The sequence below is a fragment of the Corticimicrobacter populi genome (genome assembly GCF_003123725.1).
Classification (GTDB): domain Bacteria; phylum Pseudomonadota; class Gammaproteobacteria; order Burkholderiales; family Burkholderiaceae_B; genus Corticimicrobacter; species Corticimicrobacter populi.
Window position 1 is genome coordinate 534582 of sequence record NZ_QETA01000001.1, and the last position, 22407, is coordinate 556988.

The 22407-nt window shown below is 60.5% G+C and carries 20 protein-coding genes; 8 read left to right on the top strand and 12 right to left on the bottom strand.

All coding sequences use genetic code 11. From position 1 onward, the window contains the following. Window positions 1-29 precede the first annotated feature (29 nt). Genes DD235_RS02625 through DD235_RS02635 form a run of 3 tightly spaced genes read left to right on the top strand, consistent with a single transcriptional unit; the run spans window position 30 to window position 3447 of the window. Window positions 30-536 (top strand): TrbG/VirB9 family P-type conjugative transfer protein, encoded by a 507-nt coding sequence (locus DD235_RS02625; RefSeq protein WP_162300393.1) that lies wholly within the window; start codon window positions 30-32, stop codon window positions 534-536. A 53-nt stretch (window positions 537-589) separates the two neighbouring features. Then, on the top strand, window positions 590-3214 hold the full coding sequence (gene alaS / locus DD235_RS02630; RefSeq protein WP_109060484.1) for an alanine--tRNA ligase: 2625 nt from the start codon (window positions 590-592) through the stop codon (window positions 3212-3214). Beyond that, complete coding sequence (locus DD235_RS02635; protein ID WP_162300394.1) at window positions 3211-3447, top strand: sulfurtransferase TusA family protein; 237 nt, start codon at window positions 3211-3213, stop codon at window positions 3445-3447. The genes alaS and DD235_RS02635 overlap by 4 nt, the downstream gene beginning before the upstream one ends. Window positions 3448-3630: 183 nt before the next feature. Here DD235_RS02635 and DD235_RS02640 read toward each other — a convergent pair whose 3' ends face one another. The 5 genes from DD235_RS02640 to DD235_RS02660 form a co-directional block, all read right to left on the bottom strand. Next, window positions 3631-6456, bottom strand: coding sequence for a M16 family metallopeptidase (locus DD235_RS02640; RefSeq protein ID WP_109060485.1), 2826 nt, complete (start codon window positions 6454-6456; stop codon window positions 3631-3633). A 37-nt stretch (window positions 6457-6493) separates the two neighbouring features. Continuing rightward, window positions 6494-6769 carry a cell division topological specificity factor MinE gene (minE, locus tag DD235_RS02645; RefSeq protein WP_109060486.1) on the bottom strand — a complete coding sequence of 92 codons (276 nt, stop codon included), beginning with the start codon at window positions 6767-6769 and terminating at the stop codon, window positions 6494-6496. A gap of 4 nt (window positions 6770-6773) precedes the next feature. Beyond that, a complete protein-coding gene (minD, locus tag DD235_RS02650; protein ID WP_109060487.1) occupies window positions 6774-7589 on the bottom strand; it encodes a septum site-determining protein MinD in 816 nt (271 codons plus the stop codon). Window positions 7590-7702: 113 nt separating this feature from the next. Next, complete coding sequence (gene minC / locus DD235_RS02655) at window positions 7703-8542, bottom strand: septum site-determining protein MinC (protein WP_109060488.1); 840 nt, start codon at window positions 8540-8542, stop codon at window positions 7703-7705. After that, window positions 8539-10317, bottom strand: a complete 1779-nt coding sequence (locus tag DD235_RS02660; RefSeq protein WP_109060981.1) for a glutamine--tRNA ligase/YqeY domain fusion protein — start codon at window positions 10315-10317, stop codon at window positions 8539-8541. Before DD235_RS02660 ends, minC begins: the two co-directional genes overlap by 4 nt. A 76-nt stretch (window positions 10318-10393) precedes the next feature. On the opposite strand from DD235_RS02660, the gene DD235_RS02665 reads away from it, so the two are divergent. From DD235_RS02665 to recQ, 3 genes are read left to right on the top strand one after another with little or no spacing between them, the layout of a single operon-like run. Further along, entirely contained in the window at window positions 10394-11884 is a 1491-nt protein-coding gene (locus DD235_RS02665) for a cytochrome ubiquinol oxidase subunit I (protein WP_162300395.1), read from the top strand. Then, the gene (locus DD235_RS02670; protein WP_109060489.1) at window positions 11881-12939 is read left to right on the top strand and encodes a cytochrome d ubiquinol oxidase subunit II; all 1059 of its coding nucleotides are present in this window, start codon (window positions 11881-11883) and stop codon (window positions 12937-12939) included. The genes DD235_RS02665 and DD235_RS02670 overlap by 4 nt, the downstream gene beginning before the upstream one ends. 49 nt (window positions 12940-12988) lie before the next feature. Next, the gene (gene recQ, locus DD235_RS02675) at window positions 12989-14818 is read left to right on the top strand and encodes a DNA helicase RecQ (RefSeq protein ID WP_109060490.1); all 1830 of its coding nucleotides are present in this window, start codon (window positions 12989-12991) and stop codon (window positions 14816-14818) included. 15 nt (window positions 14819-14833) lie between these two features. On the opposite strand, the gene DD235_RS02680 is transcribed toward recQ, so the two are convergent. Further along, complete coding sequence (locus DD235_RS02680; protein WP_109060983.1) at window positions 14834-15265, bottom strand: DUF1841 family protein; 432 nt, start codon at window positions 15263-15265, stop codon at window positions 14834-14836. A 14-nt stretch (window positions 15266-15279) separates the two neighbouring features. Beyond that, on the bottom strand, window positions 15280-16296 hold the full coding sequence (locus DD235_RS02685; RefSeq protein WP_109060491.1) for an amino acid ABC transporter substrate-binding protein: 1017 nt from the start codon (window positions 16294-16296) through the stop codon (window positions 15280-15282). 166 nt (window positions 16297-16462) lie between these two features. Here DD235_RS02685 and ykgO point away from each other — a divergent pair, with 166 nt between their 5' ends. Together ykgO and DD235_RS02695 are read left to right on the top strand one after the other, a co-directional pair. Then, complete coding sequence (gene ykgO, locus DD235_RS02690) at window positions 16463-16588, top strand: type B 50S ribosomal protein L36 (RefSeq protein WP_109060492.1); 126 nt, start codon at window positions 16463-16465, stop codon at window positions 16586-16588. A gap of 134 nt (window positions 16589-16722) precedes the next feature. After that, window positions 16723-17133, top strand: coding sequence for a ferric uptake regulation protein (locus DD235_RS02695; RefSeq protein ID WP_109060493.1), 411 nt, complete (start codon window positions 16723-16725; stop codon window positions 17131-17133). 136 nt (window positions 17134-17269) lie between these two features. On the opposite strand, the gene DD235_RS02700 is transcribed toward DD235_RS02695, so the two are convergent. The 5 genes from DD235_RS02700 to DD235_RS02720 form a co-directional block, all read right to left on the bottom strand. Further along, window positions 17270-18193 (bottom strand): DMT family transporter, encoded by a 924-nt coding sequence (locus DD235_RS02700; RefSeq protein ID WP_109060494.1) that lies wholly within the window; start codon window positions 18191-18193, stop codon window positions 17270-17272. 19 nt (window positions 18194-18212) lie between these two features. After that, window positions 18213-18914 carry a DUF6776 family protein gene (locus DD235_RS02705; RefSeq protein WP_109060495.1) on the bottom strand — a complete coding sequence of 234 codons (702 nt, stop codon included), beginning with the start codon at window positions 18912-18914 and terminating at the stop codon, window positions 18213-18215. A 163-nt stretch (window positions 18915-19077) separates the two neighbouring features. Further along, window positions 19078-20544: a phospholipase D-like domain-containing protein gene (locus DD235_RS02710; protein WP_109060496.1), complete on the bottom strand. Its 1467-nt coding sequence runs from the start codon at window positions 20542-20544 to the stop codon at window positions 19078-19080. A gap of 6 nt (window positions 20545-20550) precedes the next feature. Further along, a complete protein-coding gene (murU, locus tag DD235_RS02715) occupies window positions 20551-21297 on the bottom strand; it encodes an N-acetylmuramate alpha-1-phosphate uridylyltransferase MurU (RefSeq protein ID WP_109060497.1) in 747 nt (248 codons plus the stop codon). Continuing rightward, window positions 21297-22352 carry an aminoglycoside phosphotransferase family protein gene (locus DD235_RS02720; RefSeq protein WP_109060498.1) on the bottom strand — a complete coding sequence of 352 codons (1056 nt, stop codon included), beginning with the start codon at window positions 22350-22352 and terminating at the stop codon, window positions 21297-21299. Before DD235_RS02720 ends, murU begins: the two co-directional genes overlap by 1 nt. Window positions 22353-22407 lie beyond the last annotated feature (55 nt).

Consider the following 22407-nt stretch of genomic DNA (forward strand, 5'->3'; position numbering starts at 1 on the left):
TATCGAAATCGGGAGGCCGGATGCAGTGCATGAAAAGTAGGCAGTTTCATATCGCCCGGGCGCGCTGGGTCAGGATGGCGCGGGATGAAAGGCAGTCGCTCATGCGCCGGTGCGCCAGTCGGCGTCCTCGTCATGGCATGGACAAGATGCGCCTTGCCGGGCGTGTCGGGTCGGTGGTGGCAGGATGCATGATGCTGTCGGCCTGCGCGGGAGGCTGGCTGGAGACCGGACTGGATGATGATGTCGTGCCACTTGCCTGGCAAGCCCGGAGCGAGGCGCAGGGCTATGCCTTCGACTGGTCGTTGTCCGGTGACCGGGAGGTTGCACCACTGCAGGTATTCAGTGGTCAGGACAGCGTGTGGCTGCAGTTCCCCGAGGGCATGGCCGTGCCGGCGATCTTTGTCGCAGACGAGGCCGGGGAGCGTCCGGTGCCGCATGTTGTGCAATCACCTTATGTCGTGATTGCCGGTGATCATCGACGGCTGGTACTGCGAGGCGGCACGCTCAGGGCCGAGGCACAGGCTGCGCCGCGCTGAACTATAATCGTCCGATGTGCGCCGATCCCAGGCGCGTTAGCTTGGTATCCTTCATGAAATCGTCCGAAATACGTCAGAAATATCTGCAGTTCTTCCAGTCCAAGGGGCATACGTTGGTGCCGTCGGCATCGCTGGTGCCCGGCAATGATCCAACGCTGCTGTTCACCAACAGCGGCATGGTGCAGTTCAAAGACGTCTTCACCGGACGCGAGACCCGCCCCTACAAGCGCGCGACCTCGGCACAGCGCTGCGTGCGTGCGGGCGGCAAGCACAATGATCTCGAAAATGTTGGCTATACCGCACGGCACCATACCTTTTTCGAGATGCTGGGTAATTTCAGCTTCGGCGATTATTTCAAGCGCGATGCGATCCACTTTGCCTGGGAATTGCTGACCAAGGTGTACGGGTTGCCTCATGAAAAGCTGTGGATTACCGTCTATCACGAGGATGACGAGGCTTGGGGCATCTGGGCCAACGAAGTGGGCGTACCTGCCGAGCGCATCATTCGCATCGGTGACAACAAGGGGGCGCGCTATGCTTCCGACAACTTCTGGCAGATGGCCGATACCGGTCCCTGCGGCCCGTGCTCCGAGATTTTCTACGATCACGGCCCGGATGTCGCCGGTGGGCCTCCGGGATCGCCCGATGAGGATGGAGACCGCTATATCGAGATCTGGAATCTCGTGTTCATGCAGTTCGATCGTGATGCCGATGGCAATCTCACGCCACTGCCGCGTCCCTGCGTGGATACCGGGATGGGGCTCGAGCGGGTGTCGGCCGTGCTGCAGGGCGTGCATTCCAACTACGAGATCGACCTGTTCCAGCATCTGATTGCGGCAGCTGCCCGCGAGACCGGTGTCCAGGACCTTGGCAACAATTCGCTCAAGGTCATTGCCGACCATATCCGCGCCTGCTCGTTTCTGATCGTTGATGGCGTCATTCCCGGCAACGAAGGCCGGGGTTATGTGCTGCGCCGGATCATCCGCCGCGCACTGCGTCATGGCTACAAGCTGGGTCAGACCAGGCCGTTCTTCCACCGTCTGGTCGCAGACCTGGTTGGAGAAATGGGCGAAGCCTATCCCGAGCTGGCCGCGATGGCAGAGCGTGTCACCCAGGTCCTGCGCCAGGAAGAAGAACGCTTTGGCGAAACACTCGAGAACGGCATGCGCATCCTTGATGCAGCCCTTGAGGCGTTGCCAAAGGGCGAGCCTCTGGATGGCAGTACGCTGTTCACGCTGTACGATACTTATGGTTTCCCGGTCGATCTCACGGCCGACATTTGTCGCGAACGCCAGGTCGAGGTCGATCTCGATGGCTTTGATCGCAACATGGAAAAACAGCGCCAGCAGGCGCGTGCCGCAGGTAAGTTCAAGCTGGCCGAAGGTCTGTCGTATGCCGGTGTTGATACCGTGTTTCACGGCTACGATACGCTGCAGGCCGAAGGCAAGGTCACGGCGCTGTATGTTGGCGGAACGCAGGTCGATGAGGTGCAGGCCGGGCAGGATGCCGTGATCGTGCTCGACAACACGCCGTTCTACGCGGAGTCTGGTGGCCAGGTCGGGGATGCCGGTGTGTTCCAGTCAGGCACTGTCCAGTTCGATGTGGCCGATACCCACAAGATCCAGCCCCAGGTGTTCGGTCACCACGGGCATGTGGCGCGTGGCACGATCCGCGTGGGAGATACGCTTCAGGGCAATGTTGATGTGGCCCGTCGCTGGCGCATCATGCGGCACCATTCGGCAACCCATCTGCTGCACAAGGCGTTGCGCGAAACACTGGGCAGCCATGTGCAGCAGCGTGGTTCTCTGGTCGATCCCGACAAGACCCGCTTCGACTTTGCGCACGATGCGCCTGTCAGCGATGCCGACATCGCCGCCATCGAGGCGATCGTCAATCGCGAGGTCTTGCTGAACCAGCCTGTCGAGTCCCGTCTGCTGGCCTATGACGATGCGGTTGCCAGCGGTGCCATGGCCTTGTTCGGCGAAAAATATGGCGATGTGGTGCGTGTCGTGGATATCGGCTTCTCGCGCGAATTGTGCGGCGGGACTCATGTCAGTCGCACGGGCGATATCGGTCTCTTCAAGGTGGTGGCCGAGGGGGGCGTGGCTGCAGGTGTGCGCCGTATCGAGGCTATCGCCGGCGAAAGCGCGCTGGCCTGGGTACAGCAGCAGGAAAGCCTGCTGGAACGTGCCGCATCGGCACTCAAAGGGCCGGTTGCCGAGCTGCCGGCACGCATTCAGCAGACGCAGGAACATCTGCGCGCGCTTGAGAAGGAAGTCGAGCAACTGCGCAGCAAGCTGGCGGCCAATGCCGGCAATGAGCTGGCTGCACAGGCTGTCGATGTTCAGAGGGCCAAGGTGCTGGCAGCCAGCCTGGGGCAGGCCGATGCCAAGGTGCTGCGCGGCATGATCGATCAGCTCAAGGACAAGCTGCAATCTGCTGTGGTGCTGCTGGCTGCCGAAAGCGATGGCAAGATCAGCATTGCAGCAGGTGTGACCCAGGATCTGGTGGCGCGTGGCGTCAAGGCTGGCGAACTGGTGGCGCATGTGTCCGGCCAGCTTGGCGGCAAGGGGGGCGGACGTCCTGACATGGCCATGGGCGGTGGCACCGATATCGCTGCATTGCCTGCCGCTGTGGCGGGCGTGCAGGCCTGGGCTGCAGAGCGTCTCTCCAAATGACCAAGCAGGTCTTCCATGCCGAAGTCGAGGCAGTCGGGCTGAAATGCCCGCTGCCCATCCTGCGTGCCAAGAAGGCATTGGCGCAGATGGAAAGCGGGCAGGTGCTGCGGGTCAGCACCGATGATCCGGGTGCCATACGCGATTTCGAGGCATTCTGTCGCCAGACCGGCAATGCCCTGCTTGGGCAGGAACAGGCCGAAGGCCATTGTGTGCATTACGTGCAGCGTCGTTGAGGTCGTCCAGTGCGTGGCAAGCCCCGCCGTTATTAGCCCTTGAGTGATCCGTTTTTCCGCAGCATGATTGTGCTGCGTGAATTCATCAATGAAAAAGCCCCCGAGATCTGGATAGATCCAGTTTCGGGGGCTTTCTTGTTTGCAAGCTGCGGTGTGTCTGGCGCAGCTTGTGCAGCGTGGTGCTTACTTGGGTTTGAAGTCACCCGCGATGGCCTTGCTGAAGTCAGCCGGCTGCAGGTATTTGCGCAACGCCGAATTGACCTCGGAGGCCTTGAGTGCACGCAGGCGTTCATCGAGTCTGACGGCCCAGTTGAAATCACGGCCACGGTCAAGATAACCCAGCCAGAGGCCTGCGAGGGCAGCATCCTGGGCGTAGGAGAGGGCGCGGTAGTTGAGCAGGGCGGTGATGCCATCCGCTACTTCCTGGTCGCCGAATCCATCCTTGAGCACGCGTGCCAGTTCTTCATTGATGGCCTGTTCCAGCTTGGCACGGTTTTCGGGCGCGAAGATGGCGTAGACGCTCCAGCTGGATGAGGGTTCGAACGCCGATACGGTCAACTGACTGCGCACGTTGTACGATAATCCGTCCTGTTCGCGTACCCGATTCCAGAGACGTGAGGTTTCCGATGTGCCGAGCAGGAAATTGGCCAGGTACAGCGCCGGATAGTCGGGGTCCGTATCCTGCAGCTTCAAGGGCTGGATGGCCAGATAGAATGCGTTGGCCTTGTCCGGCGTATCGATGTCGAAAGTCTTGGCTGGAATGTCGCGATAGGGTGAGTCCAGGCGAACATAGGTCGGGGCTTTCCTCCAGGTGGACAGGCCCTGGCTCAGTGCCTGCTTGACGCTGTCCGGATCAAATTCCCCCACTGCGCTGAAGCTGATGTTGCCGGCACCATAGAAGCGTTCGTGAAAGGCTTCGAGTTGCTTGCGGTCCAGCGCCTGGTAGGCAGCCAGCATCTGTTCGAAGCTCGGCGTGTAGCGGATATCGTCCGGTTGCCATGGGTTGTCATAGCGTGCCAATGCCTGCTGGGCCAGCGCTGATGGCTCGGTCATGGCGTTCTGGATCGAGGCAATGGCCTGGCGCTTGTACTCCTCGATCTGGTCCGCCGGGAAGGTCGGGTTTTTGAGCACTTCGAAGGCAATGTCCATCAGTGCGGGCAGGTTGGCACCTGTCGTCGACATCGAGATGGTGAGTGTATTGCCTCCACCCGAGAAATACAGCTCGCCTTGCAAGGCGTTGACCTTGTCATGGATCTGCTGGCGGCTCAGGCTGCGGGTTCCGTTTGCCAGGAGTTCTGCTGTTGCGCTCGACGCCAGGCGCTGTCCGTCGAGCTGGGTGGCATCTGCAAAGCGCATGCGCAGGCGCGCTTCGACTCGTTCACCACGTGCCTCCTTGGGCAGCAGCGCGAGTTCGACGGCTCCACTGGGCAATTCCAGTGTGCTGCGCTGGGTCAGGGCCTCGATGTTGGCAGGCGAGGGATCGAATGCGCCGACCTGACGGAAGTCCGGGTCGCCGCGGTAGTCTTTGAGCGTTGCGGCGAGATCGACGGGTGTGGGAGCGGGAGCCCGCAGCGGCTTTTCCGTCGGGATATAGCGTCCGGCAGTGCGGTTACTAGGTACCAGAAACTCAGTGGCTGCACGCTGTACCTGTTCCAGCGTGGCATCGCGTATGCGGTCGCGCTGCAGGAACAGCAGGCGCCAGTCACCGGCGGCAATCGCTTCGGAAAGGGCGACGCCAACCGACTCTGCATCGCTGTAGAGCTGTTGCCACTGCGACATCCACTGGTTGCGGGCACGGTCGAGTTCTTCTTGTGTGAAGGGATGCCTGGTCAGCGTATCTTCCAGTGTGGACACGACCGTATCCAGGGCTAGCTCGACATCCTGGCCCTGTTCGAGTTGGGCACCGAACATGAGTTGGCCGGGCTGGTTGCGATCCATGGCAAAACCGAAGACCGAGGCAGCCTGTCCTGTGGGAATCAATGCCTGATAAAGGCGACCCGAGGGCGTGTCGGCCAGAATCAGGGTTGCAAGGTCCAGATAGGACATGTCCGGATGTGCGGCGGCAGGTGCATGATAGAGCGCAGCGACCAGCGGAATGCCGCCCTGGCGGCGCAGCGTGACCATGCGTTCGCCGTCCTGAACGGGCTCGACAGTGTATTCTGCAGGCAGCGTGCGCGCCGGACGGGCCAGCTTACCGAAGATGCGGGCGATGTCAGCCAGTGTGGTGACTGGATCAAATTTGCCACTGACTGTCAGGACCGCATTGTCGGGTTGGTAGTATTGGTGGTAGAAGGCACGCAACTGGTCGATGTCGACATTCTCGACATCGGAGCGGGAGCCGATGGTGCTCTTGCCATAGTTGTGCCACTGGTACGAGACGGCCTGCATCTTCTGCATCAGGACTCGGAAGGGATTGTTCTCACCGCTTTCCATTTCGTTGCGCACGACCGTCATTTCAGAGTCGAGGTCTTCGCGCAGGATCAGCGAGTTCACCATGGCATCGGCCTGCCAGCCCAGGTACCACTCCAGCGTATCGGGATTGGCGGAAAAACTGGCGAAATAATTGGTGCGGTCGACACTGGTCGAGCCATTGGCCTGCAGGCCGCGGCGGGAGAACTCACCCAGCGCGTTGCGGGTGGTTTCCGTGCCCTTGAACAGCATGTGTTCTAGCAGGTGGGCCATGCCGGTCTCACCACGTCCTTCGTGGCGGGAACCCACCAGATAGGTCATGTTGACGGTGGTGGTGGGCTTGGAGGCATCGGGTGCCAGCAGCACGGTCAGGCCGTTATCGAGTCGGTACTCAGTGATGCCTTCAATAGAGGGGCCCTGCTGTACCCCAGGTGGCAACGGGGTGGTTGATGCCGCCTGAGTGGCCTGTTGCTGCTGAGCATCGCTGCCCTGGGCATCGGGTGCGGCACCGGAAGCCCAGGCTGCGGGTTGCACGACACCCAGCGAAGCGGTCAGCGCCAGCACCAGTGCCAGAGACCGGAAAGAGTGGAGGGAATGCATCCGGGTAAGGGGGCTGGTGCGTGGGCGGCTCATCGTGTCAGGGCGCTTTGGTGTCGTTATCGGGTTGGGGCATTTCGATCTTGACTTCCAGAACCTCAAGAGTGTCCTGACGGTCGAGCTGTACGGTGATGTCCTTGGGATCGATCTTGACGTACTTGGAAATGACTTCGACCAGCTCACGCTGGAGTTGCGGCAGGTAGTCGGGCGAAGCGCCCCGACCCGAGCGTTCGTGGGCCAGAATGATCTGCAGGCGTTCCTTGGCAACGCTGGCAGTCGGCTTTTTCTGGCCCATCAGGAAGGAAAAGAAAGACATGGGTTTACTTGCCTCCGAAAAGACGCTTGATCAGCCCGGGTTTTTCGTAGGAGGTGAACCGCAGGGGACGGTCTTCACCCAGATAGCGGGCAACGATATCGTCGTAGGCCTGGGCCACGTCGCTCTCCTTGAGATGAATGGCGGGAATCCCCTGGTTGGATGCCTGCAGGACATCCTCGGATTCCGGGGTGACGCCGATCAGCTTGATGCGCAGGATGTCCTCGACATCCTGGATCGAGAGCATTTCGCCCTCTGACACGCGCTTGGGGTTGTAGCGTGTGAGTAGCAGGAATTCCTTGACAGGATCCTCGCCTTTTTCGGCGCGGCGCGACTTGGAGGAGAGAATCCCCAGGATGCGGTCGGAATCCCGTACCGAAGATACTTCGGGGTTGGTCACGACCAAGGCGTCATCGGCAAAATAGGCAGCCATCAGGGCACCGGTCTCGATGCCGGCGGGCGAATCGCAGACAATGTAGTCAAAGCCCATGCCTTTGAGATCTTCAAGCACCTTGGCGACGCCTTCACGGGTCAAGGCATCCTTGTCCCGCGTCTGCGAGGCAGGCAGGATATAGAGGTTCTCGAGTTGCTTGTCGCGGATCAGGGCCTGGTTGAGCGTGGCTTCGCCCTGGATGACATTGACGAAGTCATATACCACCCGGCGCTCGCAGCCCATGATGAGATCAAGGTTGCGCAGCCCGACGTCGAAGTCGATCACGGCAGTCTTGTGCCCGCGCATGGCCAGACCGGCCGAGAAACTGGCGCTGGTGGTGGTTTTGCCTACGCCACCCTTGCCGGAGGTCACCACAATGATACGTGTCATGACGGAGAAATCCTTTTTGATGTTTTGGCGCAATGCCGCATCACAGTGCGCAACCCATGATTCTATGCGGGATTGCCAGGATATAGGATTGCTTGCCTTGATTTATTGAAAGATTATGTGTTTAGTGCCGTGATCTGCAAGTGTTCGCCATCGAGCTGGATCAACGCAGCCCGTTGGTGTACATCCGGTTCGAGTGCGTTTTCGACGACCCGATAGACGCCGGCGATCGCCACCAGCTCCGGCTCCAGGCAGGTCGTGAAAATTCGTGCGCCGGGATTGCCGCGCGCCCCGGCCATGGCCTTGCCACGCAAGGGACCATAGACATGGATATTGCCGTCGGCAATCACCTCGGCACCCTGGCTGACCATGCCGACGACGATCAGGTCGCCATTGCGTGCATAGATACGCTGGCCCGAACGCAATGGTCGGTTGATCACCAGTGTGTCGGCGGAAAGCGGCGCGTCTGTTGCCGGTTGTTCACCAGTCGTGGCTGCGGCCACATCGGGCGTGGGTATGGTGTTGGCTGCAGCCTGTTTTTTTTGCATCGCCTGCTTGGTCTGTGCCGATTCGGCATGGGCAGGCACAGCCTGGACCCGGTCGGCCTTTTCCTTGGCCACCGGGGCGCGGGCAGGGCGCTCTGCCGCCGTATCGACGGCGGTCAGGCCGGCTGCCTGGGCGTCGTCGAGCAAGGCACCCTCTGCCAGCACACCAATGACCGGCAATTGTTGCCGGCGCAGCAGCTCAAGCAACCAGGGCCAGTCCGGAGACTGTTGCAGTTGTCGGGCGTCGATCACGATCGGCTCCTGGCGGAACAGACTGCCGGCATGGTCCATGCGCTGCGTCAGCTCGGCTTCAATTTCGGCCGGCTCGTGGGTGTGCAGTACCAGCCTGAGGGCGTAGAGCGTGGCGCTCTTGAAGTCGAGTGCCGGTGTCGGGCGGGAAGGTGCGCTCATGCCTGCTTGCCCCACGAATCCTTGAGTGTGGTCGTGCGGTTCAGCACCAGTTTTTCGGGCGTGCTGTCGCGGCTGTCTGCAGCAAAATAGCCCAGCCGTTCGAATTGCCAGTGGCTGTCTTGCTGCGCGTCCAGCGAAGGCTCGACCCAGCCCTGGACAGTGCGGATCGAATCAGGATTGATGTGGGCCAGGAAGTCCAGATCGCCGCTGTCGGGATGCGGGTGCGTGAACAAGCGGTCGTACAGCCGGATTTCGGCTGGCTGGGCATGCGCCTGGCTGATCCAGGTGATGGCACCCTTGACCTTCACGCTGTCGGCACCTGGGGTGCCGCTGCGGGTGTCGGGCAGGTATTCGGCCTGGACTTCGACGACGTTGCCGTGCGCGTCCTTGGTGAAGCCGGTGCAGCGGATGACGTAGGCATATTTCAGGCGCACCATGTTGCCGGGGAAGAGGCGGAAGAATTTTTTCGGCGCTTCTTCACGGAAATCGTCGCGTTCGATCCAGAGCATACGCCCGAAAGGAAACTCGCGCGTACCGGCATCATGATCATGCGGGTTGCGCGGTGCGTGGCAGGTTTCGTGCTGCCCTTCGGGGTAGTTGGTGATGACCAGGCGGATCGGATCGAGAATGGCGACGGCGCGGGCAGCGACCGGGTCGAGGTCGTCGCGCAGCGCCTGCTCCAGCACGCTGTAGTCGATGCGGGAGTCGGACTTGCTGACGCCCAGGCGATCGCAGAACAGCCGGATGGCGGTTGGTGTATAGCCGCGACGGCGCAGTCCGGCCAGCGTCGGCATGCGTGGATCATCCCAGCCGCTGACATGGCTTTCCGTGACCAGTTGACGCAGCTTGCGCTTGCTGGTGACGACATAGCTCAGGTTCATGCGGGCGAATTCGTACTGGTGAGGCAGAGGCTCGGACAGGCAGCCCAGTTCGGCCAGACGGGCCATCAGCCAGTCGTAGAAGGGGCGCTGGTCTTCGAATTCCAGTGTGCAGATGCTGTGCGTGATGCCTTCAAGCGCATCCTCGATGGGATGGGCATAGGTATACATCGGGTAGATCGGCCAGGCATCGCCGCTGCGATGGTGATGGGCATGGCGAATACGGTAGATGACCGGATCGCGCAGGTTGATGTTGGGCGAGGCCATGTCGATCCGGGCACGCAGCGCCATGCTGCCGTCGGGATGTTTGCCGGCGCGCATTTCCCTGAACAGGGCCAGTGATTCGGCCTCCGGCCTGTTGCGCCACGGAGAGTCCGTGCCAGGTTCGGTCAGGGTGCCGCGCATGGCCCGCATCTCATCGGGGCTTTGCTGGTCGATATAGGCGTGGCCTGCCTCGATCAGTGCCTCGGCGAACTGATACATGTATTCGAAATAATCACTGGCGTAGAACAGGCAGGAGCGATTTTGGTCGTCGTGCCAGTCGAAACCGAGCCAGCGCACGGCATCGATGATCGAATCGACGTATTCCTGGTCTTCCTTTTCGGGATTGGTGTCGTCAAAGCGCAGGTGGCAGGTGCCGCCGTAGTCACGCGCCAGCCCGAAATTCAGGCAGATGCTCTTGGCGTGTCCCAGGTGCAGGTAACCGTTGGGTTCGGGCGGAAAGCGTGTGCGGATGCGCGCGTTATCCAGCGGCGCACCGGCCTGTTCGGATGCAGGGCCGGGACGGCCGGACCAGCGTTTGCCGCTGAAGCGCTGTGCGGCCAGATCGGCTTCGATGATCTGGCGCAGGAAATTGGTGGCGACGGGGGCCGCTGAATCAGGATGCTCGGTGGTCATGCTCGGAATCGGGTTTGTGAAAACAGGAATGCGCAAAGTATCAATTTTGCCATGTATGGCTCTACACTACCTCATTATGGACATTTCCTCCCTATCTGTGGCGCATGCGCAATTCGGTGTGAGTGCGCTGGCCTTTTTCCTGTTTCCGGTCCTGGCTGTTGCCCTGGCCTGGTTTCTGGCGTTTCTGCGCTGGCAGGAGTACAGAGGGGGGAACCAGGGCTGGATGTCTGTCTACCTGTTCTGGGCTCGGGTTTTCTCCATCGTGCTGGTGCTGGCCGTGCTGACGGCGCTGCCGCTGTTGCTTCAGTTTGGCGTGACCTGGCCAGGGCTGATGCCGCGTGTTGGCAGTATTGCCAGCCCCCTGTTGGCGGCTGGCCTGGTAGGATTGCTGCTTCTCAAGTTCTGTGGCTTGCGCGTTATGCTGCACCGGCGCGAGCTGGTGTCGCCGCGCCTGCATCTGCTGTCGGTGATCTGGGTGGCCTTGTGCCTGACCCTGTTGCTGTTTTGCCTGGTGGTCTATCAGGCCTGGACGCATGCCCCGGTGGGTGTCACGCTGGTTGATGGCCGTTATCGGGTCGACGACTGGCGGCAGATTCTGTTAAATCCCCTGCTTGCGGTGTATCTGCCCTGGCTTGTGCTGGCTGCGCTGGCGGCACTGTCTTTCCTGGTCATGGCTGTCCTGTCGCTCAAGATGCAGCGCAAGCCGCAGGATGACGGTCTGCATCTGGTGTTTCGCAGTGCCGTGGTGTTGACCCTGGTCTCGACCACGCTCTTGCTGCCTGTCAGTCTGTTTGCCGGCACGCAATTGCAACAATGGCAACCGGCCAAGGCTGCAGCCGTGGCTGGCTACTGGAAGACGGGTACCGAACCTCGTGTCGCCCTGTTGGCCTGGCCCAACCAGGAGGCATTGCAGAATGATTTTGCCTGGGTCGCCAATGGAGGCGGTGGATACTGGCTCAAGAAACAGCCGGACGGTACGGTCGAAGGGCTGGACAAGTATGGCGGCATGCTACCTCCGGTTGCACTGGTGTTCTGGAGTGCCCGTGTGCTGTTGGTATTGCTGATCGTCATGCCATTGATCGCCTGGCGGGTATGGGCGGTAGGGGGCTGGCGTCGCTTTGATGTGGCCCGGCTGACGCCGGCACGCCTGAAAATGTTGCGTCATGCAGGCTGGCTGGGGCTGGCCGCGCTCGCAGCTGGCCTGCTCGTGATGGAAGCGGGCAAGCTGCCCTATGCCGTGCAAGGCACTGTCACCTACTTTGAGTTGCTGGAGGGAGGGCTGTACGAGTCCGGCGATCTGGGCATGTTGTTGTGCTTTGTCGTGCTGGCGATCAGTGCCTGGTGGTTTTTCTATATCTGGCTGCGTCGGGCAGCCGTGCAGCATATCGACGTGTTCGAACCTGCCCCCATGCTGGTTGTGCCGCAGCCAGTGACCGACACGGCCCTTTCCGAACCAGATGAGACTGAGGTGTTCGAACCTGATGCAAGTGTTGCCACGACCGTTGCTGACGAGACCGCAGGCGGGCAGTCTGGCACAGATGTTGGGGCCGACAGGAGTCAAGCATGAATTTTGCTGTACTGGCAGCTTCGCTAGGCATGGATGTCTCGGATCCGGCATTCTGGATGCCGTTGCTGCTGTTCGCTGTCTGGGCGGTGATTTTCCTGGCAGGCGTCATTCAGGGGGGGCTGGAGCTTGGTATGGGTGTTCTGCTGCTGGCTTCTTCCGTACGGGCTCAGTTCCAGATTCTTGATGTGCTCAAACAGTGGCGCTATGCCTTTCTGGCCTGGCTAGCCATTGGCATGCTGCTGGCCGCCCTTGCATTCCCCACTGCGTGGGGGGCTTTGCTGGTGCCACTCAAAATGCCCCTGTTGCTGGTGCTGGGTGGCATGACTTTGCGCCAACTGGCACTGGAACGCTGGCTGCGCGTCGATACGGGACGCCAGTTGTTCTGGAGTCGCGTGGTGGGAGCAGGTGCCCTGCTGGCGATTCTGGGGCAGGGCATGGCCGTTGGACTGTTCGCCGTGCAGTTCGAGCAGTCCTGGGCGGCATGGTGGGTGGTGGCGTTCATGAGCGCCGGGCTGGTGGCCACTTACTGTGCACTGGCCATGACCTGGCTTACCCAGGGTGTACAGGGGCTGTTGCAGCGACGGATCGCACGCTGGGCAAGGATACTGCTGCGCTGGAGCGTGGCAGGGGTCGTGGCGGTGTCGATGGCGCTGGCGATTGACAATCCCGGCGTATTGTTTCGCTGGGGGGAGGGAGGGGCGTTGCTCACCGCGCTGGTCTTCTGGGGCTGTCTGCTGCTGGCGGTCATCCTGCTGGAGATGCTGCTGCGACGCGTCAGCCGGCTGCCGGCACGCTGGAAACGTCTGCCTTTCTTGCTGGAAACTGCATGGATCGTGGCAGTGCTGGGCGGGCTTTTCTACAGTGTGTTTCCCTATCTCGTACTGGATGAAATCACACTTTGGGATGCCGCAGCCGATGTTGATGCTTTGCGCAGCATTGCCGGTATTGGTATGGTCGGTATTATCCTTGCGGGTATCGTTTATGTTGTGCGCTGGCTGGACCAGTTGCGTCGAAACGGCGCAGCGACCCGGGCAGCCGATCGGGATCAGGCTTAAAATGCCAGCTTTCCCATGAGTGAGCCTTCTCAGCCAGGCCGTATGCGTCATGCCTAGTCAGCAAGCCCAGAAAATCCTGCAGCGGGTTTTCGGGTACGAATCCTTCCGAGGCAACCAGCAGGCCATTGTCGACCAGGTCGTCGGCGGTGGCGATGCACTGGTGCTGATGCCGACGGGCGGCGGCAAGTCTCTTTGCTACCAGATTCCGGCGCTGGTGCGCGAGGGCACTGGCGTGGTGGTTTCCCCGCTGATCGCGCTGATGCAGGATCAGGTGGATGCCTTGCTGGAATTGGGTGTGCGGGCGGCTTTCCTCAATTCCACCCAGGATTGGCAGCAAGCCAGAGAGGTCGAGCGCGCATTCCTGGCGGGTGAGCTCGACCTGCTCTATGTGGCACCGGAACGTCTGTTGACCGACCGTTGCATGCAGCTGCTGGAGCGGGGGCGCATCGCCCTGTTTGCGATTGATGAGGCGCATTGCGTATCCCAATGGGGGCATGATTTCCGGCCGGAGTACCTTGGTCTGTCCTGTCTGCATGAGCGCTGGCCGGAGGTGCCGCGCATTGCGCTGACGGCCACGGCAACCGCTGAAACCCGTGGCGAGATCGTGCAGCGACTGGCGCTCGATGAAGCCCAGCACTTCGTGTCGAGTTTCGATCGGCCCAATATCCGCTATCGCATCGTCGAGAAAAACGATGTCCGGCGCCAGTTGCTCAAGCTGATTCAGGAAGAGCATTCCGGCGATGCGGGCATCGTGTATTGTCTCTCGCGTGCCCGCGTCGAGGATACGGCAGCTTTTCTCTGCACGCAGGGTATTCGTGCGCTTCCCTATCATGCCGGCCTGAGTGCAGCGGTGCGGTCGGATCATCAGTCCCGTTTCCTGCGTGAAGATGGCGTGGTCATGGTGGCGACGATTGCCTTCGGGATGGGGATCGACAAGCCGGATGTACGCTTCGTAGCCCATATCGACATGCCCAAGTCTGTCGAAGGCTATTACCAGGAAACCGGGCGGGCGGGGCGTGATGGCCTGCCGGCGACGGCCTGGCTGGCCTATGGGCTGCAGGACGTGGTCCAGCAGCGCCGCATGATCGATGAGTCTCCTGGCGATGAGGTGTTTCGGCGGCGGCAGGCTGCGCAATTGGAAGCGATGCTGGGGCTGTGCGAAACCGTCGAGTGCCGACGTACCCGGCTGTTGGCGTATTTTGGCCAGTCGGCAGGTGCCTGCGGCAATTGCGATACGTGCCTGGAGCCTCCTCAGTCGTGGGACGGTACCGTGGCTGCACAGAAAGTGTTGTCCGCCGTGTACCGGTTGTGGCGCGAGCGTGGCCAGCGTTTTGGAGCAGGGCATATCGTCGATATCCTGCGTGGCAAGCAGACCGAGCGTGTCAGCCAGTATGGGCATGACACGCTCAGCGTGTTTGGTGTTGGAAGCGATCTGTCGGAACAGGCCTGGCGTGGGGTATTACGGCAGTTGCTGGCCCAGGGGTTGCTGACAGTCGATCATGAGGGCTACGGCACGCTGGCGCTGACCGAGGCCAGTCGCGCCGTACTAAAGGGCGAGCGCACGTTGATGCTGCGCCGCGAGTCGGAGCGTGCTGCCCGTAAGTCTGCCGCGCGCGAGAGCAAGCCTGCTGCGGTGCAATTGCCACCCGAAGCGCAGGGACTGTTCGAACAGTTGCGGCGCTGGCGCGGCGAAGTGGCCCGCAATAACGGCGTGCCTGCCTATGTCATTTTCCATGATGCCACGTTGCGGGAAATTGCCCTGCAGCGACCGGAAAGTATCGATGATCTCGGTTTGGTCAGTGGCGTCGGGGCGCGCAAGCTCGAGGCCTATGGAGACGATATCCTGACAGTGCTCGAAGAGGCGGCTTCGGAAGCCTGAACTGGCAGGTGCAAATCAGGCAGTTTGCCCGGCGCGTTGCCACAGCAGTTCAAGATAGCTGTCATTGTCCAGTGGCGTGCCCAGGCGCTGGGCTTCCCAGACAACCTGCCCCAGGCATTCCATGATTTCATGTGCGGCCTGGTGCTGGTCGTAGCGGGCTGCCAGCGCATCGTGCGCGGCCCGGATGCCAGGAGGATGGTCTACCTGGACCTGTTCGGAGATGGCGAGGTGCATCGAGAGGTGCAGGTACGGATTGGTGCGCCCAGCCTCGACCGGATATTCGGCCTCGACGGCATCGGGACGCTCCAAGTCTGCATGGTACTCGGGGTGCTGCAGTATCCATCCCAGAGCCATGTCTTCAAGCGGTGTCAGCAGTTCGCGTGCCTTGTGCTTGCGCCAGGTTTCGATGAAAAACTGGCGGACTTGTTCGCGGGATGGATTGAACATGGTGGCAGAAGGGATCAACGTATAGGTAGGGCGTACATCAGGCCGCCATCATACCACTGGCGATTCAGGCCCCGGGGAATCTGCAGAGGACTGTTCTCGCCGACATTGCGGGCATAGCTCTCCCCATAGTTGCCGACCTGCTTGACGATGTTGTAGGCCCATTTTTCGTCGAGGCCGAGGTTCTTGCCGGCCCCCGGCGTGACGCCCAGAATACGCTGTACGTTCGGATTCTCGCTCTTGATCTGTTCATCGACGTTGGCCTGGGAAATACCGTATTCCTCGGCCTCAAGCATGGCGTAGAAAGTCCATTTGACGATATTCAGCCAGGCATCGTCACCTTGCCTTACGAATGGGCCCAGCGGCTCCTTGGAAATGATTTCGGGAAGGACCAGATAGTCATCAGGATTGGACAGCCGGGAAATGCGGATCGAGGCCAGCCCGGATGCATCGGTGCTGAAAACATCGCAGCGGCCTGCCGCGAAGGCGTTGACCACTTCATTGAACTGGTCGAAGACGACCGGGGTGTACTGGATATTGTGGCCACGGGCCCAGTCGGCCAGGGTATTCTCGTTGGAGGTGCCGGTCTGCAGGCAGATGGTGGCACCGTTCAAGTCGAGAGCACTGTCGACATCCAGGCTGCGGGGCACCAGAAAGCCCTGTCCGTCATAGAAGTTGATGCCGGCACCGATAATGCCGAGCGCGGTATCGCGTTGCTGGGTCACGGTGGTGTTGCGGGTCAGCACGTCGACCTCTCCGGACTGCAGTGCGGTGAAGCGCTGCTGGGCATTGAGCGGTACAGCCTTGAAACGGGTCGAGTCGCCGAAGACGGCAGCGGCGATGGCCTTGCACAGGTCGATGTCCAGGCCGCGCCATTCGCCTTTGTCGTCGGGCGCGGAAAAACCGGCGAAACCGGTTGTCGTGCCGCATTGCACGACACCACGTGCCTTGACCGTATCCAGCGTCGAGGCCTGGGCGGCGGCCAGCGGGCCGAGTGTCAGCAGTGTGGCGGCAATAAGGGCGGGAATACGCATCCTGGATCTCCAGTGGTCATTTAATAGGTGAAACTTAACATGGAACTTAACCGGCCATGTTAGTGACCACGGGCCGCGACTGGATGAACAGCATCAGTCTTGGAATAAATTTATTTCTTCGTATTATTAGTTATGATATATCATTCTATTTTTTACTGGAGCGATCATGAAAGTACTGGCATCTCTCAAGAATGCGAAGACCCGTCACCGCGACTGCCAGGTCGTGCGCCGGCGTGGCAAGATCTATGTCATCTGCAAGAGCCAGCCGCGTTTTAAGGCGCGCCAGGGGTAATCACTCACAGTCCGTTGCATCTCTTGGAGGCTTCTTTCGTTAAAAACAGGGTGGCTTCAACCTGCGCTGCATGAGATAATGGTAAATTGCTTGCAGTTCAACGTGTTTAATGTCTGATGCGTTCAGGAGTGAAGATGAGTACGGACAGAATAGAATTGAAAGATATCGGCCTGAAGGTCACCTTCCCGCGCCTGAAGATCCTCGACGTGTTTCGCAACAGCGAACAGCGCCACCTGAGTGCAGAAGATGTCTATCGCCTGCTGATGAATGATGGCGTCGAGATCGGTCTGGCCACGGTCTATCGCGTGCTGACACAGTTCGAGCAGGTTGATCTGCTCAAGCGTAGCCAACTGGGCAGCAGCAAGGCCGTGTACGAGCTCAACGATGGCGAGCGCAATCACGGTCATATTGTCTGCACGCAAAGCGGCGATGTGACCGAGTTCTACGATCCCCAGATCGAAAAGCGCCTGCAGAAGATCTGCGAAGAGCGTGGTTTCACGTTGTCGGAACACACCATCACGGTCTTTGCCACTCCCAAGGCCTGATGTCCGGGCGTGCCGTGAGGCATGCCATCCGATATGCTGCAGACAGCCACGGTTTCCTCTCGAGGGGCCGTGGCTTTCTTTTTCAGATTGGGAACGGTGAGTCAGACAGTTGCAGGGCGCAGTCCTGAAATGCGCTTCAGCGCGGCCGTCGGCTTGCCAGGATGATGCCGGCAAAGATCGCACCGATGCCAAAGACCTGGTAAAGATGCAGGTGTTCACCCAGGAACAGCACGGAAAGCATGGCACCAAAGGCCGGCATCAGATGAATGAACAGCCCGGCACGGGCAGCGCCGGCACGATCTACCCCCAGGTTGTACAGCAGGTAGGCAAGCACTGAAGGAAAAATGCCGACATAGGCGAATGCAGCGGCGACCTCGCCATCGAAATGCCGTATGGTCTGCCCGGACAGGTATTCCCATGCGAATAGCGGAAGCAGCAGAATGACGCCGATCAGGATCTGCATGCCCATCAGGCCGATGCGATCGATATCAGCCGGGATGCGCCTGAGCCAGAGCGTGTAGAGCGCCCAGCACACCATGGCGCTGAAAATGATCAAATCCCCCTGGCTGAAACTCAGGCTGGACAGGCGTTGCCATTGTCCCTGGGAAACAATGATCAGGACGCCCGAGAATGATGTCAGCAGTGCGATCCCCTGGCGCAGGCTCAGGTGCTGGTGATAGAACAGGGCACCGAACAGCACGATCAGGATCGGGATGAATGAGTTGAGCAGCAGCGCATTGGTGGCCGTGGTTGTGGTCAGCCCGGTATAGATCAGTGTGTTGAAGGCACCGACACCGATGGCCGAGATCAGTAGCAGTTGCCAGCGGATGTTCAGATAGCGCAGTCGGTCGCGGCGCATGGTTTGCCAGGCAAAAGGCAGAATGCAGAGCAAGGCGATGAGCCAGCGCCCGAACGACAGTGTGAGTGGGGGGATGACGCCGTTGACGGCACGCCCCACGACAAAATTGCCTGCCCAGAACATGGGCGGCAGGATCAGGATCAGCAGGTTTGCCAGACCGCCTCGGGACGAAAGGGGGGATGAGTCGGAGGCGGTAGGCATGACAGGTAGGGGGAAGGCGTTATCCGCGAACGTTGATGATCCTCATGCCCTGGGCCTTGCCTTCGGTGTCGCTGACCTGGATGGTGACGCGGCCGGGGCGGAACCCTTCGGGCAAGGGGGAGAGCCCGTGGACATGCTCGTATTGACCGAATGATACATCGACAGGTTCGAGCATGAGTGTTTCGCTGCGACCCGAGGGGTATACGCCAGCGACGGACAGGGTGAGCTTGCCCGAGAATGGCGTATCCAGATTGCTGTCATTGGTCAGCAGTACATGGTAGTACAGGCCTTGGTCCTGGCGCAGGAATCGGCCAGCCCTGACGCCGACGGGGCTGCTGCGCGGATCGGCTGGCATGGCTTCCAGGAACAGGCGGATATCTTCACGCAGAGGTTCAAGTGCCTGGCGCTCCTGAGCCAGGGATTGTTCCAACTGTTGGACACTGCGCTGGCTGTCGTCCAGTGCCTGCGAGGTCTGCTCAAGATTGCCTTGCAGTTGTTGTTGCGACTGCTTGGTGACTTGCAGCTCATTGGTCAGCGCCTGGGATTCCGCCACTGTCAGCCGTTGTGCACCGTAGTTTTTCTGCAGGAAAAGGAGGCCGCTGGCACCCATGATGATGCCCAGCAGCAGCAGGATCAACCAGCGCGGCAGACGGAAGCCCCGGCGACGCGAGTCGTAGGACGACTGGAAAAGGACGGGTTGGGATTTCTTGAACAGTGCCATCTGGCCGTGGTTCCTCTCTTGATATGAATGGCGACACCAGCGATGGGTGCGCGAGGTGACAGCGGAAGGATAAAGGGTATTGTGGAGGCGTTGTTACATCGAAAACAAGGATTGCCTCTTAAATATTCTGATGCATCTGGTCGTGCCGGAATTGCGCATGTGCCTACAGGTAAGGAGATGCCAACCAGATCAGTCGGTTGCGCAGTTGCTTGAGCCTGGGGCGGGCGCGCAGCGTTTCCAGTGTTTCAGGGCTCGACTGGGTAATGGCGCTGTCGATGCGACGGGTAATCCAGGCAGCCAGCGCCGGATCGTAGACTTCCATGTCGACTTCGAAATTCAGGCGTAAGCTGCGTGGATCCAGATTGGATGTGCCGACATAGGACCAGGCACCGTCTACGGTCAGCAGTTTGGCATGGTCGAAAATGCCGTGCGCGCGCCAGACCCGGCAGCCCGAACCGAGAATCTGGTCAAGCTGGGCTGTCATCGCATAGTCGACCATGCGCAGGTTGTTGTTGCTGGGGATGACGATGTCCACGGCAATGCCGCGCCGGGCGGCGGTGTTGAGCGCGGCGATCAGCGGCTGGTCCGGAAGGAAGTAGGGCGTATGGATGCGAACGCTGCGCTCGGCTACGGCGAGGGCACCCAGGATCATGTTGTGCGTGCTGCCGATATTCTGGTCAGGGCCGGATGCGACGACCCGGATGGCCGTGGGGTGCATATTGTCTGGTGCGGGCGGTAGATCTTCCGGGAACCAGGGGGGGCCTTCCAGCGTTTCGTGGGTGCTGAATTTCCAGTCTTGCGCAAAGATGTGCATCAATTGCGAGACGATCGGCCCCTCGAGGCGGAAGTGGGCATCCCGTGCGGGCGTACCACCCTTGGCCGGTGTGATGAACTCTTCGCGGATATTCATGCCGCCCGTCAGCGCCAGCGTACCGTCTATGATCATGATCTTGCGGTGGCTGCGCAGATTTGCATAGGCCAGTCGCAGGCCGAAGGCGGTATTCATGAACAATGCGGTTTGCACGCCACCGCGCAGCAACATGCTGGTGATCGGCGGGTGAGAGTAGCGTGCGCCGATGGCGTCGATCAGGACGCGCACCTCCAGCCCTCGCTTGCGCGCATCGATCAGTGCCTCGGCAATTTCCTTGCCGATTGCATCACAATCGAAAATGTAGCTGGTCATGGCGACCGAATGGCGGGCATTGCGGATGGCCGCCAGCATGGCCGGATAGGTTTCCGGGCCGCCATCCAGGGCCTGGATGCTGCTGTTGGTCAGTAGTGGAAAGCCACTGATGTGGTCGCCCAGTATCTTTTGCGACCAGAGATGACGAGGAGCAAAAGGCCCCAGATTGGTGACGGCATGACGTCCGCCATGCTGGATCGGACAGGTGATTGCGGCGTTGTGCTCCTGGTGGACCTTGTCCTGTCGGATGCGGTTGATTCCGGCGATGAGATAGAAAAATGTGCCGAACAACGGTGAGAACAGGATGACCGCGACCCAGCCGATGGCTGCGCGGACATCACGTTTGCTCATGGCGGCATGTACGGCCGCGATGGCGCTGATGCCGAAGGTTGTCAGGAAGGCCAGATGTGGCCAATATTCGGCCAGGAAGTCGCGCAGAGTGTCCATGGTTTCTTATAGCATGGATGCATCGGGCGACTGCTGTTGCGGCAGAGTCAATTGATGGTTGAGGGCCGCGAGTCGTTCAGGTGTGCCGATATCCAGCCATTGCCCTTCGTGTCGCTGGCCGATGACCTTGCCTTGGGCCAGTGTGGTGCGCAGCAATGGCCCCAGTGCCTGGCGTTGGCCGGACGGCACGCTGTCGAAAAAGCGGGGGTGATAGATGCCGATGCCTGTGAATGTCAGGGATTGATCGGGCCGGGTGTCGTTGATGTCGGTGACCTTGCCTGCATTTGTGAGACTGAAATCGCCTTGCCGATGATGTTCCGGGTTGGCGGTCAGCAGCAGCCATGCATCCGGCGTGTTGGCGGCAGACTGTGGGTCGTGAGTCAATCCGGCAGCCAGAGGGGATGCCTGCGCGTAATCCCAGTCACACCAGACATCGCCATTGACGACCAGGAACGGGTCGGTACCCAGCAATGGCAGTGCCTGGCGAATGCCGCCGGCAGTCTCGAGCGCTTCGGTTTCATATGAGTAATGCAGGTGGACGCCCAGGCGCTGGCCATCGCCCAGGGTTGCTTCTATCCGTTCGCCCAGCCAGGACAGGTTGATGACAATATCCCGGATGCCGGCCTGAGCCAGACGTGTGATCTGCCACTCGATCAGGGGGCGGCCTCCAACGGTCAGCAACGGCTTTGGAGTGTGGTCGGTCAGTGGGCGCATCCGCTCGCCCCGGCCGGCTGCCAGGATCATGGCGCGCATCAGAACGCAATCCCGTTGTAGGTGCGGATATTTTCGAGTCGGTCGAGCAGTTTCAGCAGCGGACGCAGCGGCTGGTATCGTTGTGCCACCTGACGGACGTATTGCGTGACACGCGGGAGGTGGTCCAGATACCAGGGCTTGCCATCACGGTAGTTGAGCCGGCAGAAGACGCCCATGATGCGAAGGTTACGCTGCAGGCTCATCCATTCGTACTCCTGATGGAAGGCGGAGAACTCGGAAGGCAGTGGCAGGCCGGCAGCGCGGCCGAGTTCCCAGTAGCGGATGGCCCAGTCTAGCTGCTGGGCTTCATCCCAGGTGGTGCGCGCATCGGTAACGAGCGAAGCGATGTCGTATGTGATAGGGCCGAGCAGGGCATCCTGGAAATCCAGGATGCCCGGGTTGCGTGCCGGGTCGCCTTGCCCGGCGGCAGGATAGGTCACCATCAAATTGGGACTGTGGAAGTCGCGGTGCACCAGCACGCAGGGCTGGCTGGCAGCCGAACGTGCCAGCAACCGGAAAACCGTTTCCAGATCTGTCTGCTCTTGTTCTGTCAGTGTGCTGCCATGATGGCGCTCGACGTACCATTCTGGAAAGAGCGACATTTCATCCAGCAACCGGGCTTCGTCGTATACAGGCAGGCCTGCTGTGGCGCTGCCCTGCAGGCGTACCAGCGCCGCAAGCGCATCGCGATACAGTACCTGCAGCGTGCCGTCTTCGAGTCCTTGCTGGACAGCACTGTAGTATGTCGTGCTGCCCAGATCACTCAGCAGGAGAAAACCTTGGGCGAGGTCCTGGATCAGTATCTCGGGAACCGTCACGCCAGCCTCTTGCAACAGGCCGGCAACATGCACGAAAGGATGGCTGTCTTCCCGTTCGGGAGGGGCATCCATGACGATCAGGCTGTTGCCAGAGTGGGTCTGCAGCCGGAAGTAGCGACGAAAACTGGCATCGCTGGAGGCGGGTTGCAGGGTGTCGAGGCGCAGCGCCAGTGTGGCGGGCAGGCCGTTCAGCCAGCTTTCCAGCTGGGTCAGCCGTAGATCTCGGGATTCGTGCATTGACGCGGTTCCGTGAGGCGAATTGCAAATCGCCATTGTATTTCCGCCATCGGCT